The organism is Roseateles sp. (assembly GCF_039595595.1).
Classification (GTDB): domain Bacteria; phylum Pseudomonadota; class Gammaproteobacteria; order Burkholderiales; family Burkholderiaceae_C; genus Roseateles.
The window spans coordinates 63557-79050 of the sequence record NZ_JBCNLG010000005.1; the positions used below are offsets into that span (position 1 = coordinate 63557).

Consider the following 15494-nt stretch of genomic DNA (forward strand, 5'->3'; position numbering starts at 1 on the left):
GAAGGCGCGGCCGCCGGCGGGCTAGAGCACGAAGGCCCGCACCGCGTTGTTGAGATGGGCGGCTTCGTCCTCGAGGGCCTTGGCCGAGGCAGTGCTCTGCTCGACCATGGCGGCGTTCTTCTGGGTGGTGTCGTCCATCTGCATGATGGCGGCGTTGACCTGCTCGATGCCCAGGCTCTGCTCGCGGCTGGAGACGCTGATCTCGGCGACGACGCCGCTGACGCGCTGGATGCCGGAGACGACCTGCGACATGGTCGCGCCCGCCTGCTCGACCAGCCGGCTGCCGGCGCCAACCTGCTCGGTGGAGGCGACGATCAGGCCCTTGATCTCCTTGGCCGCGCTGGCCGAGCGCTGCGCCAGCGCCCGCACTTCCGAGGCGACGACCGCGAAGCCGCGTCCGTGCTCGCCGGCGCGCGCGGCCTCGACCGCGGCGTTCAGGGCCAGGATGTTGGTCTGGAAGGCGATGCCGTCGATGGTGCCGATGATCTCGCCGATGCGCTGCGAGGAGGCGGAGATGGAGTTCATCGTCGCCACGACCTCGCCCACCGCCTGGCCGCCCTGGCTGGCGACCTCCGACGCGGAGGCGGCGCTGGCGTTGGCCTGGTCGGCGTTGTCGGCGCTCAGGCGCACGGCCGCGGTCAGTTGCTCCATCGCGGACGCGGTCTGCTGCAGCGCGCTGGCCTGGGCCTCGGTGCGGGCGGAGAGGTCGGCATTGCCCTGCGCCACCTCGCGGGCGGCGGCGGAGATGGTGTCGGCGCCCTGCCGGACTTCGGAGACGATGCGGTGCAGGCTGCGCACCATGTGCTGCAGCGCGGCGATGAGGCGGCCGATCTCGTCGCTGCTCTGGGGCAGCTCGCGCGGCGTGAGGTCGCCGCGGGCGACGTCCTCCGCCAGCCCGATCGCGCCCAGGATGCGCTGCGTGATCGAGCGCGTGATGCTGAAGGCCGTCGCGACCCCGAGCACCACCGCGATCGCGGCGACGATGCCCATCCACAGCTTGGAGCGGCGCGCGTCATCCTTGGCGCGGGCGACGTCATCGGCCATCGCGCGCGCCTGGTAGTCGACCATCTTGTCGATCAGCGCGTAGTAGCGGACCTGCAGCGTCGCCATGTCGCCCTGGTAGACGGCCATGGCCTGCTCGCGCTGGCCGGCGGCGATCAGATCGAAGAGCTTGCGCACGGCGGCGCCGTACGCCTTCCGCGCCTCGGACTGCTCGGCGAAGATGGCCTTGCCCTCGTCGGTGTGGAGCAGCTTCTCGAACTTGGCGAAGTTCTCGGTGTTGGCGGCGCGGACGGCGGCGTACTCGTCCATGTAGCGCTTGACCTGCGCCGGATCGGTGGCCATGAGCAGCCGGCCGATGACGATGACGCCCTGGTCGCCGACATTCTTGATGTCGTCGCTGATCGAGATCTGCGCGTAGCGATCGTCGACCAGGCGGTCCATGGTGTCGCTGGTGCGGTTGAGCACCGAGACGGCCACGGTCAGCACCAGCAACAGGAGCAGGATGACAACGGCGAACGCGGCGGCGAGGCGCGTGCCGATCTTGAAGTTGGACAGCGTCGGCATGTTCTTTTCCCCCTGGGGGCCCACGATCAGTCCTGGCAGCGGGGCAAGGCGCGGGCCGGGTGAAAGTCCACCGGACCCATGGGCGCCGCGGCGTGGGCAAACGTGGTGCCCACGGGCCGGCGGCCCGCGTCATTGCCGGCGCCGGCGTCTCAGGAAGGCCCGGCGCGGCGGCCGTGCCCGAGGAAGATCCGCTGCCTCCGCGCGTTCGGGCGCGCGGCCCGGCACGTGGCCCGGCACGCGGCTTGGCACAGGGGGCAACGCGCGGGTTTGCTCACGCTTGTTCCGCAAAGGTGGCGATGTACTGGCGCGCCACGCGGTCGGCATGGTCGACGGCCTCGTCAGGGGACGCGAACTCGTCCTCGAGGTCATGCCAGGACGTGCCGAGCTGGCCGTCCTCCACCCCCTTGACGACGAATCGCCCTCGCCACGGCCCGGCGTCCTGCCCGAGCGCGTCGAGGACATAGGTGCGGCCTTTGTGCTGGCGGACGGTCTGCGAAGTCGGCATGGTCGGCAACGGACGAACGGACGGACGCTGGAAGCCGGGTCGATGCGCGCGGGGAGGAAAGGCGCGCACGGACACGGGTGACGCGATGACCGTGGTTGTACACCGTCGCCCGGTTCACGGGAAAGAAATTCCTTGCATCCCGCATGAACACGGGGTGCGGGACGTCCGCCAGCGCCGGGGGGCCGCGGCGATCCTTCCGCTCAGGCGGTGATGCTCAGGCGGTGACGTCCAGGATGCGCGGCGTCCCGCCGGCGCGCTCGACATGGCTGGACAGCATCGGCCCGAGCGAGACCTGCACCTTCAGATCCGGGAAATCCGCCGCCGTGTAGGCGCCCCGCGAGTACGCCGGCGTCTGCACGCGGCTGACCGGCGGCGCCTCCTGGCCGAGCGGGTGCCGGCCATAGGTGACGTCGGCGCTGTCGCGGGCGCGCATCTCCTTGAGCGGCCCTTCCGTCCCGATGAACGGAGACAGCTTCAGCACCACGGACGGCGGCGGGCCCTCCAGCATCTCCTGCTGGACCTTGGCGCGGTACTGCTGCAACGGACTGACATCGAACGGCGACGTCCTGAGCGGCGTCGCCTGTACTTCGGAAAACTTCAAATCGCCCCGGCGGCGACCGCGCTCGATGGCCGGTCGCCACCCTCCCTCATGACGCTGATGTAGTGATGACGGACGGCCCCTGCGCGGCGGCGCTTGAATCAGCGCTCAAGTCCGGGGCCATCCCGGCCGAAATTGTCCGGGGCCGAGGCGCAAAGCCCGCGCCGGATCGGCCCCGCCCGGACGTCAATCGCCCCGCCGAGCAGGCGCGTCGCGCGGGCGCCGCAGTTCCGTTCGAGGCACGGCCGGATCTGGTCGAAGGGCGCAAGACCTGGCCCGCTCTTGAAAAGGCGGCGGGTTGCGCGCATCTTCAGGACTTCGCAGCCTGGCTGCCGCGGCGCTTCATCCCATGACCCTGCTCGTGCTCGCGCTGATCGCGGCGCTGATCTGCTTCTGGCTGCTGAGCCAGCCCTGGCGGCAGGCGCGCCGCCGCGCCGCGCTGCGGGCGAAGGCCTTCCCCGCCGCGTGGCGCGCGATCCTGCGCCGCAACGTGCCCCAGGTGGCGCGGCTGCCGGCCGACCTGCAGCTCAAACTCAAGCGCCAGATGCAGGTGTTCCTGGCGGAGAAGACCTTCATCGGCTGCGCCGGCCAGGTCATCACCGACGAGGTGCGCGTGACGGTCGCCGCGCTGGCCTCGCTGCCGCTGCTGGGCCGCGCGCGCGGCTACTACCCCAAGCTGCACACGGTGCTGGTCTATCCCGGCGCCTTCATCGTCGACCGCGTCCGCCATCAAGGGCCGCTGCAGATGCAGCAGCGCCAGGTGCTGAGCGGCGAATCCTGGGGCGAGGGCCAGGTCGTGCTGTCCTGGGACGACGTGCTGCGCGACGCGTCGCAGCCGGAACTCGGCCACAACGTCGCGGTGCACGAGTTCGCGCACCAGCTCGATCAGGTCAAGGGCGTGGCCAACGGCGCGCCGTGGCTGGGCAACCGGGCGCGGCAGGCGCGCTGGGCGGCGGTGATGCAGCAGAGCTTCGACCTGCTGCGGGCGCGTCTGGCGGCGGGCGAGGCCGATCCGCTGGGCGACTACGCGGCCACCGAGCCGGCGGAGTTCTTCGCCGTGGCGAGCGAGCGCTTCTTCGGCCAGCCCTGGGCGCTGGCGCAGGCGCATCCAGCGCTGTACGCGGAGCTGAGACGGTTCTACGAGGTCGATCCGATGCTCTGGGCCTGAGCGGGCCAGCCTCTCAGGCGACCCTCAAGGACTCATCAAGATCGCGTCAAAAACCCATTTCGGCGAGCAGCGCGTCGACGTCGTCCTGCTGCAGCGCCTTGTCCGGCGTCTGCACGCCGGCAAGCTGTTCCTGGGCGGCGGCGGCCGGCGGCTCATGCGCGGCGAGCAATTGCGCCAGCGGCTCCTCGGCGGGCCGCAGCATGCCCAGCACCTTGTTGATGACCTGGCCCGACAGGTCCTGGAAGTCCTGGGCCATCATGATTTCGGTCTGCAGCCCGCGGACCCGGTCCGCGAAACCGGCGGCCCCGGCGGCGTAGGCCGCGCACAGCCGCATCATGGCCCGCGCCCGTTCGACGCTCAGGTCCGGCGCCGCCGCCAGCCGCTGCAGCGACTCCGACAACTCCTGCCCCTGACGCCGCACCGCTTCCGCGTCGTCCTGCGCCGCCTCGACGATGCCCAGCACCTTGCTGGCCGCCTGGTCGGTCATGCGCTTGACGTAATCCAGCCGCTCGCAGGCGTCCGGGAGCTCCTGGGACAGCTTGTGCAGCGCCTGGTGCTCGGTGGCCGTGAGTGGGGTGTCGGGCTTGGACATGGTGTCGGAGTGCAGCTCGCGAGAGTCCCGAAATCTTAATTCTGCAACTGCTGTAACCAACGGAAAGGGGGGTGGGCACCCGTGCATTTTTGGTGGGGAGCACTGCATTTAAGTGATGGATCGGCGCGGTCGCCTGTAGCCTTCAACCCGTCCGTCCTTCGGACCGTCCTTGCTGCCGTCTGTCCTGGCAAAGCGATCCGTCACATGAACATGGCCACCACCCGTCCCTCGCCCGGTTATCACCGCGCTCCCTCGCGGTCTGGTTCGACCCCGCCGTCCCGCGGCGAGGGCGCGAGCTTCGCCGCCGCGCCGCGCGCGCAGACGGCGGCGCCACCGTCCGCGCTGCGCGACGTGAGCGACATCATGGTCGGTGTGGCGCTGATGCTGGGCGTGCTGTTCGCGCTGCTGATGCTGACGCTGTACACGCGCGACTCAATGGCCGTGGGCAAGGCGCTGCAGGAGCAGGGTCAGGCGCGCGGCACGCTGGTGTGCAAGGACGGCAAGATCGCCCGCGGCGACGGCTCGCTGCCGGATCGCATCGTCGAGGACGGTGTGTTCGTGTGCACCGATTGGCGCACGCTGCAGGCGATCGAGCAGGAAGAGGCCGAGCGCGGGATGCGCAAGTACTGACAGGACCGAGGACACGCCCTCAGGACCAGAGGTCCAGCGGCGGCTCGTGCGTCATGCCGCGCAGCAGGTCGCTGCGCGAGAGAAAACCGATCGGATGGCCGTTGTCGTCACCAACCGGCAAGCCAGGCAGTCCCAGGTCCAGCAGCAACTGCGCCGCTTCGCGCAAAGGCGTGTCCGGCTGCGCCACCGGCACCGGCGTCCACATCACGTCATCCACCGGCGCGGCCAGGCGGCGCGCGATGACCATCATCTCGGCGACCTCGTCGAGATCGTCCGCCAAGCCCCGCGTGAGATCGCCACGCGACACCAGACCGCGCACCTCCCCCATCGGACCAAGCACCGGCGCCTGCGCCACCCCGGCACGCGACATCATCCGCATCGCGCTCCGCAGCGGAGCGCCCGACATCACACTGATCAACTTCCGGCTCATCAGCTGATGCACCTGCGTGAGCACCTGGCGCTGCGTGTCGCCAGCGTAAGCCGCCAGCGCCTCATGCGCGACATAGGCCGACGGACCCGTCATGCCGCCACCGCCCCCTCCGCCGCCCTGGCTCACGCCCGCAAGCACGACCGACGACGGCGTCAGATCGCCCTGGCGCGCCACCGGAGCCACCGCGCGCGTGCGGGCGACAGCCTGCACCGGGGCGAGGTCTCGGACCTGCTCCAGGCCACCCGTCAGGATCTTTCCGGAAGTGCCGTAGACGGAAAACATGCCCGGGAGGATGGCATGCGGGAACAGCGGGGGCCATTGAGGAGAACGCCTAACTCCGGAGGGCCAAGCGCGGGCTCTCCACGACGCGAGGGGGCTCCCTCCAGGACCCCCTCGCATCATTCCGGCCCCACACGCACCCGCTGCCCCCCTCCAAGACGGCCGGCGTGGTGCGGTCAGGGGACGGGATAAGCGGTCTCGTACTTGACCTCGCGCAGCACCACGTTGCTGCGCACGCTCGCCACCCCCGGAACCTTGAACACCTTGCTCTGCAGGAACTGGTCGTACGCCTTCATGTCGGGCGCGACGATCTTCAGCACGTAATCCGCCTCGCCAGTGATGGCCTGGCATTCGACGATCTCCGGACTGCCCGCCACCATCGCCTCGAAAGCATCGACCGCCCCTTCGGTATGGCGCACCAGGCTCACGTTGGCCAGCACGCAGATCGACAAGCCCAGCTGCTCACGGTCCACCAGCGCCACCTGGCGGCGGATGACCCCCCGCTCCTCCAGCTCCTTGATCCGGCGCCAGACCGGCGTCGCCGACAACCCCACCTTGTCCGCCAGCTGCTGCGTGCTCTGGCGCGCATCGGCCTGGAGCGCCTCCAGGATCAAACGCGTCGCACGATCGAAACGTTCATTTTCCATAGACGCCTTCGGTGAGTTGAATTCACTCCAATCGCTGGCGCTGGCGAGCGAACGAAGCAAGAAATCGCGCATTGTCTCGTAAAGAATCTCCCCTCTCAGACCATAAGAACCCGCGTCGCCACGGCGGGTCGGAGACAGCCATGTCCGAAGCCACTCCCTCGCTGCGTCCCTACCAGCTCTCCGACAACCTGGCCGCCAGCACCGGCCAGGTGTTCCTGACCGGCACGCAGGCACTGGTCCGCCTGCTGCTGATGCAGAAGGCCCAGGACGAGCGGCAGGGCCTGAAGACCGCCGGCTTCGTCAGCGGCTATCGCGGCAGCCCGCTCGGAATGGTCGACCAGCAGCTGTGGAAGGCGAAGAAGTTCCTCGAGAAGGCCCAGGTCAACTTCCTGCCCGCGATCAACGAAGACCTCGCCGCCACCGCCTGCCTGGGCGTGCAGCGCGTGGCACTCGATCCGAAGCGCACCGTCGATGGCGTCTTCGCGATGTGGTACGGCAAGGGCCCCGGCGTGGACCGCTCCGGCGACGCGCTCAAGCACGGCAACGTCTACGGCAGCGCGAAACAGGGCGGCGTGCTCGTCGTCTGCGGCGACGACCATGGTTGCGTGTCCTCGTCGACGCCGCATCAGAGCGACCTCGCGCTGCAGGCCTGGTCGATGCCGCTGGTGCATCCCGGCAACGTGGCCGAGTACCTGGAGTTCGGCCTCTACGGCTGGGCGCTGTCGCGCTTCTCGGGCGCGTGGGTCGGGTTCAAGGCGATCTCGGAAGTGGTCGAGTCGGGCATGACGGTCGACCTGGACGCGGTGCCGCTGGACTTCGAGCTGCCCGTCGACCACACGCCGCCGACGAATCTGCACATCCGCTCGGTGGATCTGCCGTCGCTGGAGCTGGAGTCGCGCCTGGCGCACAAGATCGACGCGGTGCTGGCCTTCGCGAAGATCAATTCGATCGACAAGCACATCGTGGTGAGCCCGCGCGCGTCGCTGGGCATCGTGACCGTGGGCAAGGCGCATTACGACTTCATGGAAGTGCTGCGCCGTCTGGACCTGGACCCCAACGCGCTGGCCGCGGCCGGCGTGCGGGTCTACAAGGTCGGCCTCGTGTACCCGCTGGAGCCGACGCGCATCCGCGAGTTCGCGCAGGGCCTGACCGACATGCTGGTGATCGAGGAGAAGGCCCCAGTCGTCGAGCGCCAGATCAAGGAGCTGCTCTATCACCTGCCCGACGCGCAGCGTCCGCGCGTGGTCGGCAAGTCCGATGAACACGGGGCGGCGGTGCTGAGCGCGCTCGGCGAGCTGCGGCCGTCGCGCATCATGCCGACCGTCGCGGACTGGCTGGCGCGGCTGAATCCGGCGCTGGACCGCCGCCATCTGGTCGTCGATTTCCTGACGCCCTGCCTGCTGTCCAACAGCGCCGACGCGGTGCGCCGCCAGCCCTATTTCTGCTCGGGCTGCCCGCACAACACCTCGACGAAGCTGCCCGAGGGCTCGCGCGCGCTGGCCGGCATCGGCTGCCACTTCATGGCGAGCTGGATGGAGCGCGGCACGTCCGGCCTGATCCAGATGGGCGCCGAGGGCGTGGACTGGGCGGCCCACTCGCGCTTCACGACCGAGAAGCATGTCTTCCAGAACCTGGGCGACGGCACTTACTACCACTCGGGCTATCTGGCGATCCGGCAGGCCATCGCGGCCAAGGCCAACATCACCTACAAGATCCTCTACAACGACGCGGTGGCGATGACCGGCGGGCAGCCGGTCGACGGCCAGACCTCGGTGCCGCAGATCGCGCGCCAGGTCGAGGCCGAGGGCGTGAAGCGCCTGGTCGTGGTCTCGGACGAGATCGGCAAGTACGACGGCCATCACGGCCTGTTCCCCGCCGGCACGACGTTCCACGATCGCAGCGAGCTCGACGCGGTGCAGCGCGAGCTGCGCGAGATCCAGGGCGTGACGGTGCTGATCTACGACCAGACCTGCGCCGCCGAGAAGCGCCGCCGCCGCAAGAAGGGCGAGTTCCCCGACCCGGACAAGCGCATCTTCATCAACGAGTCGGTCTGCGAGGGCTGCGGCGACTGTGGCCAGGCGAGCAACTGCCTGTCGGTGGTGCCGGTGGAGACCGACTTCGGCCGCAAGCGCGCGATCGAGCAGAGCAGCTGCAACAAGGACTTCAGCTGCGTGAACGGTTTCTGCCCGAGCTTCGTGTCGGTGCATGGCGCCAAGCTGAAGAAGCGCGCCGGCGCGGCCTTCGGGCCCGCGGACCTGGCGCGCGAGATCGCCGCGATCCAGCCGCCCGCGGCCTGGGCGTGGACCGGCCCGTTCGACATGCTGGTCACCGGCGTCGGCGGCACCGGCGTGGTGACGGTGGGCGCGCTGGTGACGATGGCCGCGCACCTGGAGGGCAAGCAGAGCTCGGTGCTGGACTTCATGGGCTTCGCGCAGAAGGGCGGCGCGGTGCTGTCCTTCGTGCGCGTGGCGCCGACGCAGGACCTGCTGAACCAGGTCCGCATCGACACGCAGCAGGCCGACGTGCTGCTGGCCTGCGACATGGTCGTGGGCGCGAGCGCCGATGCGCTGGCGACGGTGAAGGCCGGCCGCACGGTGATCCTGGCCAACACGCATGAGCTGCCGACCGCCGCCTTCGTCCGCAACCCGGACGCGAGCCTGCAGGCCGACTCGCTGCTGGCCAAGATGCGCCACGCCGTTGGCGAGGGCCAGGGCCTGCTGGCCAGCATCGACGCGCAGGACATCGCGCAGCGTCTGATGGGCGACACCATGCCCAGCAACATCGTGATGCTGGGCGCGTGCTGGCAACGCGGCCTGGTGCCGGTGTCGTTCGAGGCGCTGATGCGCGCGATCGAGCTCAACGGCGTGGCGGTGGAGAACAACAAGACCGCCTTCGCGCTGGGCCGCCTGGCGATTGCCGCGCCCGAGGCGCTGCGGCGGCTGGCCGGCGAGCAGAGCGGCGCGGCCGTGCAGTGGTTCAACTTCGACCAGCTCGACGACAAGGACGGCCAGCCCGGCCTGATCTCGCGCCGCAAGGCCTTCCTGACCGAGTACCAGGACGCCGCCTACGCGTCGCGCTATGAGGCGCTGGTGCACCGCGTTCGCGCGGCCGAAGCGGCGCTGGGCGACGCCGGCAAGGGCCTGCGCCTGACCAAGGCGGTGGCGCGCTATTACGCGAAGCTGCTGGCGATCAAGGACGAGTACGAGGTCGCGCGCCTGTACACCGACGGCAAGTTCGAGGCCGCGCTGAAGGCGCAGTTCGAGGACTGGGATCACCTCAGCTTCCACATGGCCCCGCCGCTGATCGCCAAGCCCGGCGCCGACGGCCGCGCGAAGAAGGTCGAGCTGGGCTCGTGGACCTTCAAGGCGCTGAAGACGCTGGCCAAGTTCAAGGGCCTGCGCGGCGGCGCGCTGGACCTCTTCGGCAAGACCGAGGAACGCCGCATCGAGCGCCAACTGATCCGCGACTACGAAGCCCTCGTCGATGAGCTGCTCGCCGGCCTGAGCGCGGAGAAGCTGGACATCGCGATCAAGCTCGCCCGGCTGCCGGAAGGCATCCGCGGTTACGGCCACGTGAAGCTGGCCAACGTCGTGACCGTGCGCGCGCAGTGGAAGGATCTGCTCGACCGCTTCCACGGCCGCGCGGTCGAGGCGCCCATCGCCGTCGTGCCGCTGGCGAAGGCGCCCGAACGCGTGAAGGGCGTGGCCGAGCTGTGAGCGCCTGATCCCCTCGCGCCGCCGCGCGGGGGCTGCAAGTGTGAAGTAGCGCAAAGGGCGCAAGCACCGCTGGACACCGTTGACGCGCGGGCGGCATGCTTGCCCCATGCCACGGTCCCCGCTCCCGCCTCCCCTGCCCCTTCCCTTGCGCCGGCGCACGCTGCTGCTCGGCGCGACCGCGTCGGCGGCGCTGGCCGCCTGCGGCGGCATGGCGACGGCGCCCGACGTGCCGATGGATGCGGCGCAGCGCCTGCGCGCCGCCAATCGCATCGGCTGGGGCGCGACGCAGGCGCAACTCGATGAGATCGAGCGCCTGGGCTGGGGCCGCTACGTCGAGCGCCAGTTGACGTCAGACCCGAAGGCCCCGCTGCCCGCGCCGATCCAGACCCGCATCGACGCGATGGGCATCAGCCAGGGCGACGTCGCGATGCGCGTGTGGGCGGCCGAAGCGTTCCGCCGCAATGGCGACAAGGGCGCATCCGAAGAAGAGCGGGCCGCCGCGCGCAAGGCCTATCAGGACACGCAAGGCCTGGCGGCGCGCGAGACCGGCGAGCGCCAGCTGATGCGCGAGCTGTACTCGGAGCAGCAACTGCTCGAGCACCTGTCGTGGTTCTGGTTCAACCACTTCAACGTGCACCAGGGCAAGCGCGACATCCGGCTGATGCTCTCGGACTACCAGGACCGCGCGCTGCGGCCGAACGCGCTCGGCTCGTTCCGCCGGATGCTGGGCGCGGTGGCCCGCCATCCGGCGATGCTGCGCTATCTCGACAACGACCAGAACGCCGTCCGCGCGATCAACGAGAACTACGCGCGCGAGCTGCTGGAGCTGCACACGATGGGCGTGGACGGCGGCTACTCGCAGCGCGACGTGCAGGAACTGGCGCGGGTGCTGACGGGCCTGGGTGTTCGCATCGATCCGGACCCGGCCAAGGTCGCGCCGAAGTTCGAGCGCCTCTATCGGCGCGACGGGCTGTTCGAGTTCCACCCGGCGCGTCACGACTTCGGCGACAAGCAGCTGCTCGGCCACACGATCAAGGGCCGCGGCGTGGAGGAGCTCGACGAGGTGCTGGACCTGCTCGTGGCGCAGCCGGCGACCGCGCGCTTCGTGAGCCGCAAGCTGGCGGTGTTCTTCCTCAGCGATCAACCGCCGCCAGCCACCGTCGACGCGATGAGCGCCGCCTTCCTGCGCACGAAGGGCGACATCCCGGCGACGCTGCGGCCGCTGCTGTTCTCGCCGCAGTTCGCGTCGGCCGAGCCGCCGAAGTTCAAGGACCCGCATCACTACCTGCTGTCCAGCCTGCGCGCCGGCTTCGAGCAGCGTGAGCTGCAGAACGCGCAGCCGCTGCAGAACTGGCTCAGACGGCTGGGACAGGGCCTCTACGACAAGCAGACGCCGGACGGTTATCCGATGACGGCGGACGCGTGGAACAGCCCGGGGCAGATGACGCAGCGCTTCGAGATCGCGCGCCAGATCGGCGGCGGCGCGGTGGCGCTGTACCGGCCCGACGGCACGAACACGCCGGTGCCGATGCCCGACCTGCAGCCGCTGCGCGCGCGCCTGGAGCCCACGCTGGCGGCCGCGACGCGCGGCGCGCTGGCGCAGACGAACTCGCCGCAGCAATGGCTGACGCTGCTGCTGTCCAGTCCCGACTTCATGTACCGCTGACCATGCAAAGACGTTCTCTTGTGCAAGCCTTCGCGGCGGCGCCGCTCGCACTGTCGGGCGCGCGGCTGTTCGCGGCCGGCGCGGACCGGCCGCGCTTCCTGCTGGTGTTCCTGCGCGGCGGCTACGACGCGGCGAACCTGCTGGTCCCCATCGGCAGCAGCTTCTATTACGAGCAGCGCCCGCGCATCGCGATCGCGCGTCCCTCGGCGTCCGACGCGGCCGCGGCGCTGCCCTTGAACGCGGACTGGGGCCTGCACCCGGCGCTGCGCAACAGCCTGTTCCCGCTGGCGCAGGCCGGGCAGGCGCGCTTCATCCCGTTCGCCGGGACCGAGGACCTGTCGCGCAGCCATTTCGAGACGCAGGACAGCATCGAGCTCGGCCAGCCGGTCGGCGGCTCGCGCGACTACAACTCGGGCTTCCTGAACCGCCTCGCGAGCGAGCTCGACGCGCAGCAGGCGCTGTCGTTCACCGACCAGTTGCCGATCGCCTTCCGCGGTCCGGCCCGCATCGCCAACGCGGGCCTGCGCGAGACCGCGCGTCCGGCGGTCGATGCGAAGAGCCGCGCCCTGATCGCCAGCATGTACCAGGGCCAGCCGCTGGGCTCGGCGGTGCAGGAGGGCCTGGCGCTGCGCGAGGAACTGGCGCGCGATCTGTCGCCGGACAAGATGAAGGCCATGACCGACGCGGCCGGCCGCAACGCGATCCCGGCCAAGGGCTTCGAACTGGAGGCGCGCCGCATCGCGACGCTGATGCGCGGCCGCTTCAGCCTGGGCTTCATCGATGTCGGCGGCTGGGACACGCACGTCAACCAGGGCGGCGCGACCGGCCAGCTCGCCAGCCGTTTCGAGGAACTCGGGCGCGGGCTGGCGGCCATCGCCGATGAACTCGGCCCCGACCTCTGGCGCCAGACCACGGTGATGGTGATCAGCGAGTTCGGCCGCACTTTCCGCGAGAACGGCAACCGCGGCACCGACCATGGCCATGGCAGCGTGTACTGGCTGCTCGGCGGCGGGCTGGCCAGCGGCGCGCCGGTCGCCGGCGACCAGATCGCGCTGACGGCGGGCTCGCTGTTCCAGAACCGCGACTACCCGGTGCTGAACGACTACCGCGCGGTGCTCGGCGGCCTGTGGCAGCGCCAGTTCGGGCTGTCCGGCGAGGCGCTCGCGCGCGTGTTTCCGGCCGTGCGGCCCAAGGACTTGCGCCTGGTCTGAGGTTTGCCGGGAGGCAAAGCCCCCAGGCCGCACAAGCGCTTGCGCGGCAACTTTGCAGATGAGAGAAGTTCTCATCTACTCTGGTCATGGTCATTCGTTTGACCCCTGAGCCGGACCGTCGAGCCTGCCTGCAACGAAAGCCTCCTGATGAACAAGCCAACCCGCATCGAACGCGACTCCATGGGCGAGGTCGCCGTCCCGGTCGACGCGCTGTACGGCGCGCAGACGCAGCGCGCGGTCGAGAACTTCGCGATCAGCCGCCAGCCCATGCCCGAGCGCTTCGTGCGCGCGCTGGTGCTGCAGAAGGCCGCGGCGGCGCGCGCCAACATCGCGCTGGAGCAGTTGCCGCCCGACATCGGCCAGGCGATCGAGCGCGCGGCGACGCAGCTGCTGCAGGACCCGGACCTGATGAACCACTTCCCGGTGGAGATCTTCCAGACCGGCTCGGGCACCAGCTCGAACATGAATGCCAACGAGGTGATCGCCACCGTGGCGACGCGGCTGATCGGCAGCGGCGCGGCCAATCCGCTGACGGTCAGCCCGAACGACCACGTCAACGCGGGCCAGAGCAGCAATGACTCGATCCCGACCGTGCTGCACATCAGCGCGGCGCAGGCGCTCAATGGCGAGCTGCTGCCGGCGCTGGACCTGCTGGTGCAGACGCTGCAGGACAAGATCAAGAGCGACGGCCATCACGTCAAGACGGGCCGCACCCACCTGATGGACGCGATGCCGCTGCGGCTGGGGCAGGAGCTGGGCGGCTGGTGCGCGCAGATCGACGCGCGGCGCGCGCAGCTGCGGGCGCTGTTGCCCTCGGTGTGCGAGCTGGCGCAGGGCGGCACGGCGGTGGGCACCGGCATCAATGCGCATCCCGACTTCGCGGCGCGCTTCTGCGAGGAGCTGTCCTCGCTCACCGGCCTGAGCTTCCGGCCGGCGCCGGACTTCTTCGCGGCGCTGTCGGCGCAGGACACGGCGGTGGCGCTGTCGGGCGCGCTCAAGGGCCTGGCGGTGGCGCTGATGAAGATCGCCAACGACCTGCGCTGGATGAACTCGGGCCCGCTGGCGGGCCTGGCGGAGATCGAGCTGCACGCGTTGCAGCCGGGCTCGTCGATCATGCCGGGCAAGGTGAATCCGGTGATCCCGGAGGCGGTGACCATGGTCTGCGCGCAGGTCATCGGCCACGACGCGGCAATCACGGTGGCGGGGCAGTCGGGCAATTTCCAGCTCAACGTGATGCTGCCGCTGATCGCGGCCAATCTGCTGGACAGCCTGGCGCTGCTGGCGGCGGCCGCGAAGGCGCTGGCGGAACAGGCGATCCGCGACTTCAAGGTCAACACCGAGGGGCTGCAGCACGCGCTGGCGCGCAACCCGATCCTGGTGACGGCGCTGAACCGGGAGATCGGCTATCTGAAGGCGGCCGCGATCGCCAAGCGCGCCTATGCGGAGAAGCGGCCCATCGTCGACGTGGCCGAGGAGATGACCGAGTTCGACCGCGCGGCGCTGCTGCAGATGCTGGATCCGTCGAAGCTCACCGATGGCGGACTCTGACGCGATCGCCGCGGCGGACCGGGTGCTGGCGCGGCGCCAGCGGCTGCGCCAGGCGGCCGGGTTCGCGATCCTGCTGATCGGCGCGGCGCTGCCGCTGCGCGAGGGCTGGCTGTGGATGCGGCCGGGCACGGGCTCGGGCTCGGGTCAGGGGCGATCGGTGATCGTGATGGCGCTGGAGGCGGGCCTGCTCGCCGCGGCGGCGACCGCCTTCGGCACGCTGCCGGCGCTGGGCACGCACCGGCTGTCGGCGCGCGGCCAGGATGCGCTGATGGGTTTCGGCGCCGGGGTGATGCTGGCGGCGTGTTCGTTCTCGCTGATCGTGCCGGGCCTGGAGGCGGCGCGCGCCCACGCGACGGCGACGGGCGCGACGGCGACGGGCGCGGCGGCTCAGGTCGCGCTGGCGGTGCTGCTGGGCGCGTGGGCGCTGATGGCGCTGGACCGCTGGCTGCCGCACGAGCACTTCATCAAGGGCCGCGAGGGCATGGACCCGACACGGCTGCGGCGCACGACGCTGTTCGTGATCGCGGTCACGCTGCACAACCTGCCGGAGGGGCTGGCGATGGGCGTGGCCTTCGCCGCGAACGATCCGCTCGCGGCGGCCAGCCTCAGCCTGGCCATCGCGATCCAGGATCTGCCCGAGGGTTTCGTCATCGCGGTGGCGCTGATGGGGGTGGGCTATTCGAGACGCAAGGCGCTGCTGCTGGGCGCGGCCTCGGGGCTGGTCGAGCCGGTGGGCGCGGTGCTGGGGGCCTGGGTGGTGTCGGCCTGGCCGCTGCTGCTGCCCTGGGGCCTGGGCTTCGCGGCGGGGGCGATGCTGTTCGTCATCAGCCACGAGATCATTCCCGAGTCGCATCGCAAGGGCCATGAGCGCTGGGCGACGCAGGGGCTGATGCTGGGGTTCGCGCTGATGATGGTGCTGGACACGGCGCTGGGCTGAA

Annotated in this window: 14 protein-coding genes; 8 read left to right on the top strand and 6 right to left on the bottom strand. The window is 70.2% G+C overall.

Going from position 1 to position 15494, the window contains the following annotated elements:
- Window positions 1-21 precede the first annotated feature (21 nt).
- The 3 genes from ABDW61_RS08580 to ABDW61_RS08590 all read right to left on the bottom strand — a co-directional run bounded on the left by ABDW61_RS08580 (window position 22) and on the right by ABDW61_RS08590 (window position 2672).
- A complete protein-coding gene (locus ABDW61_RS08580; protein WP_343638030.1) occupies window positions 22-1566 on the bottom strand; it encodes a methyl-accepting chemotaxis protein in 1545 nt (514 codons plus the stop codon).
- 271 nt (window positions 1567-1837) lie between these two features.
- Window positions 1838-2071: a hypothetical protein gene (locus tag ABDW61_RS08585; RefSeq protein ID WP_343638031.1), complete on the bottom strand. Its 234-nt coding sequence runs from the start codon at window positions 2069-2071 to the stop codon at window positions 1838-1840.
- A gap of 214 nt (window positions 2072-2285) precedes the next feature.
- Window positions 2286-2672: a hypothetical protein gene (locus ABDW61_RS08590; protein WP_343638032.1), complete on the bottom strand. Its 387-nt coding sequence runs from the start codon at window positions 2670-2672 to the stop codon at window positions 2286-2288.
- Window positions 2673-2737: 65 nt separating this feature from the next.
- On the opposite strand from ABDW61_RS08590, the gene ABDW61_RS08595 reads away from it, so the two are divergent.
- A complete protein-coding gene (locus ABDW61_RS08595; RefSeq protein ID WP_343638033.1) occupies window positions 2738-3022 on the top strand; it encodes a hypothetical protein in 285 nt (94 codons plus the stop codon).
- A complete protein-coding gene (locus ABDW61_RS08600; RefSeq protein ID WP_343638034.1) occupies window positions 3019-3837 on the top strand; it encodes a M90 family metallopeptidase in 819 nt (272 codons plus the stop codon). The genes ABDW61_RS08595 and ABDW61_RS08600 overlap by 4 nt, the downstream gene beginning before the upstream one ends.
- Window positions 3838-3883: 46 nt before the next feature.
- On the opposite strand, the gene ABDW61_RS08605 is transcribed toward ABDW61_RS08600, so the two are convergent.
- Window positions 3884-4429: a protein phosphatase CheZ gene (locus ABDW61_RS08605; protein ID WP_343638035.1), complete on the bottom strand. Its 546-nt coding sequence runs from the start codon at window positions 4427-4429 to the stop codon at window positions 3884-3886.
- Window positions 4430-4633: 204 nt separating this feature from the next.
- Between ABDW61_RS08605 and ABDW61_RS08610 the strand changes: the two genes are divergently transcribed.
- Window positions 4634-5059, top strand: a complete 426-nt coding sequence (locus tag ABDW61_RS08610) for a hypothetical protein (protein ID WP_343638036.1) — start codon at window positions 4634-4636, stop codon at window positions 5057-5059.
- A gap of 19 nt (window positions 5060-5078) precedes the next feature.
- Here ABDW61_RS08610 and ABDW61_RS08615 read toward each other — a convergent pair whose 3' ends face one another.
- Window positions 5079-5771, bottom strand: coding sequence for a CBS domain-containing protein (locus ABDW61_RS08615; RefSeq protein WP_343638037.1), 693 nt, complete (start codon window positions 5769-5771; stop codon window positions 5079-5081).
- A gap of 173 nt (window positions 5772-5944) precedes the next feature.
- Complete coding sequence (locus tag ABDW61_RS08620) at window positions 5945-6415, bottom strand: Lrp/AsnC family transcriptional regulator (protein WP_343638038.1); 471 nt, start codon at window positions 6413-6415, stop codon at window positions 5945-5947.
- A gap of 140 nt (window positions 6416-6555) precedes the next feature.
- On the opposite strand from ABDW61_RS08620, the gene ABDW61_RS08625 reads away from it, so the two are divergent.
- The 5 genes from ABDW61_RS08625 to ABDW61_RS08645 all read left to right on the top strand — a co-directional run bounded on the left by ABDW61_RS08625 (window position 6556) and on the right by ABDW61_RS08645 (window position 15493).
- Complete coding sequence (locus ABDW61_RS08625; protein WP_343638039.1) at window positions 6556-10131, top strand: indolepyruvate ferredoxin oxidoreductase family protein; 3576 nt, start codon at window positions 6556-6558, stop codon at window positions 10129-10131.
- A gap of 106 nt (window positions 10132-10237) precedes the next feature.
- Window positions 10238-11797 carry a DUF1800 domain-containing protein gene (locus ABDW61_RS08630; protein ID WP_343638040.1) on the top strand — a complete coding sequence of 520 codons (1560 nt, stop codon included), beginning with the start codon at window positions 10238-10240 and terminating at the stop codon, window positions 11795-11797.
- A 20-nt stretch (window positions 11798-11817) separates the two neighbouring features.
- Complete coding sequence (locus tag ABDW61_RS08635) at window positions 11818-13008, top strand: DUF1501 domain-containing protein (protein WP_343638041.1); 1191 nt, start codon at window positions 11818-11820, stop codon at window positions 13006-13008.
- 147 nt (window positions 13009-13155) lie between these two features.
- Window positions 13156-14556, top strand: a complete 1401-nt coding sequence (locus tag ABDW61_RS08640) for a class II fumarate hydratase (RefSeq protein WP_343638042.1) — start codon at window positions 13156-13158, stop codon at window positions 14554-14556.
- 115 nt (window positions 14557-14671) lie between these two features.
- Window positions 14672-15493, top strand: a complete 822-nt coding sequence (locus tag ABDW61_RS08645; RefSeq protein ID WP_343638217.1) for a ZIP family metal transporter — start codon at window positions 14672-14674, stop codon at window positions 15491-15493.
- The last annotated feature ends 1 nt before the right edge of the window (window position 15494 follow it).

What these genes read in the sequence shown, in the direction of transcription:
- ABDW61_RS08580 (WP_343638030.1), bottom strand. Translation starts at nt 1,566, where the DNA reads ATGCCGACGCTGTCCAACTTCAAGATCGGCACGCGCCTCGCCGCCGCG.
- ABDW61_RS08585 (WP_343638031.1), bottom strand. Translation starts at nt 2,071, where the DNA reads ATGCCGACTTCGCAGACCGTCCGCCAGCACAAAGGCCGCACCTATGTC.
- ABDW61_RS08595 (WP_343638033.1), top strand. Translation starts at nt 2,738, where the DNA reads ATGACGGACGGCCCCTGCGCGGCGGCGCTTGAATCAGCGCTCAAGTCC.
- ABDW61_RS08600 (WP_343638034.1), top strand. Translation starts at nt 3,019, where the DNA reads ATGACCCTGCTCGTGCTCGCGCTGATCGCGGCGCTGATCTGCTTCTGG.
- ABDW61_RS08605 (WP_343638035.1), bottom strand. Translation starts at nt 4,429, where the DNA reads ATGTCCAAGCCCGACACCCCACTCACGGCCACCGAGCACCAGGCGCTG.
- ABDW61_RS08610 (WP_343638036.1), top strand. Translation starts at nt 4,634, where the DNA reads ATGAACATGGCCACCACCCGTCCCTCGCCCGGTTATCACCGCGCTCCC.
- ABDW61_RS08615 (WP_343638037.1), bottom strand. Translation starts at nt 5,771, where the DNA reads ATGTTTTCCGTCTACGGCACTTCCGGAAAGATCCTGACGGGTGGCCTG.
- ABDW61_RS08620 (WP_343638038.1), bottom strand. Translation starts at nt 6,415, where the DNA reads ATGGAAAATGAACGTTTCGATCGTGCGACGCGTTTGATCCTGGAGGCG.
- ABDW61_RS08625 (WP_343638039.1), top strand. Translation starts at nt 6,556, where the DNA reads ATGTCCGAAGCCACTCCCTCGCTGCGTCCCTACCAGCTCTCCGACAAC.
- ABDW61_RS08630 (WP_343638040.1), top strand. Translation starts at nt 10,238, where the DNA reads ATGCCACGGTCCCCGCTCCCGCCTCCCCTGCCCCTTCCCTTGCGCCGG.
- ABDW61_RS08640 (WP_343638042.1), top strand. Translation starts at nt 13,156, where the DNA reads ATGAACAAGCCAACCCGCATCGAACGCGACTCCATGGGCGAGGTCGCC.
- ABDW61_RS08645 (WP_343638217.1), top strand. Translation starts at nt 14,672, where the DNA reads ATGCGGCCGGGCACGGGCTCGGGCTCGGGTCAGGGGCGATCGGTGATC.